Origin of the sequence: Salinisphaera sp. SWV1 (genome assembly GCF_052044155.1) — a bacterium.
Classification (GTDB): Bacteria; Pseudomonadota; Gammaproteobacteria; order Nevskiales; family Salinisphaeraceae; genus Salinisphaera.
This window is the reverse complement of the sequence record NZ_JBQDYE010000097.1, coordinates 1-1127: the sequence shown is the minus strand read 5'-3', so window position 1 is coordinate 1127 and position 1127 is coordinate 1. Positions and strand designations below refer to the sequence as shown.

General features: G+C 64.0%; 1 protein-coding gene. It reads left to right on the top strand.

Translation table 11 applies throughout. The features are described 5' to 3' along the window. Positions 1-15: 15 nt before the first annotated feature. On the top strand, positions 16-1127 hold a 1112-nt coding region (locus ACS8YF_RS19570; protein WP_440851767.1), incomplete at its 3' end, for an APC family permease.

The following is a 1127-nucleotide window of genomic DNA, read 5'->3' as shown; positions in this document are numbered from 1 at the left end:
CTCACACTGCGCAATATGCCGATGATGGCGGACACCGGATTGCAGATGGTGTTCTTCAATCTGGTCACGGTATTTGCCTTTCTCGTGCCCATCGCCCTGGTCTCGGCCGAGCTGGCCACTGCGTGGCCCAAAAACGGCGTTTTCCACTGGCTGGAGGAGGCATTCGGCACCCGCTGGGGCTTGGTCGCGGTGTGGCTGCAGTGGGTGCAAAGCCTGTTCGGCATCACCTCCATCCTCTCCTATGTCGCTGCCAGTCTGGCCTATGCGTTCGATCCGCGCCTGGCGGGCGACCGCGATTTCGTCGTCGCCATCATACTCGCCGTCTACTGGATCGCCACCTTCGCCAACCTGCGCGGGACCCGGGCCTCCGGGGTGATCTCCAGCCTGTGCCTGGGCGCCGGCGTACTCCTACCCAGCGTCATACTTATATCAATGACCATCGTCTATGTGGCGCAAGGCAAGCCCGTTCACCTGTCCTTCTCGACCGCGCCCTCCAGCTGGCTACCCCTGTCCCACCCGCGGGAGAGCCTGGTGCTGTTTTTGAGCTTCATATTCGGCGTGGTCGGCATCGAGGTATCGGCCAGCCATGCGCGCGAGATCCGCAACGTGCGCCGGAATTATCCGATCGCCGTCTTCGCCGCCGCCGTGATCGGCTTTGTGTTGACGTTGCTGGGCGGACTCGCCGTGGCCGTGGTGGTGCCCGCGAGCCGCCTGGACATGGTCTCGGGCAGCGTGCAGGCATTGCAGGCACTGTTTGCCACTTGGCACCTGGCAGTGCTTGTTCCGGCAGCCGCTGTACTGGTGGCGCTGGGCGCCGCCGGGCAGGTCAGTACCTGGGTGGTCGGCCCCGTCAAGGGGCTGTGGGCGGCCGGCTGCGACGGCAACCTGCCCCCTTGTCTGCAGTCAGTAAACCGTCACGGCGTACCGAGCAATCTGCTGATGCTGCAGGCGCTGGCCATGAGCGCGGTAGCCCTCGTGTTTCTCGTCGTACCGTCCGTGGATACCGCTTTTCTGATACTCACCTCCATGGCCGTGGTGCTCTACTGCGGAATGTATCTACTGCTGTTCGCCGCCGCGATCCGGCTGCGCTACAGTGAGCCGGACACGCCACGACCGTATCGCGTACC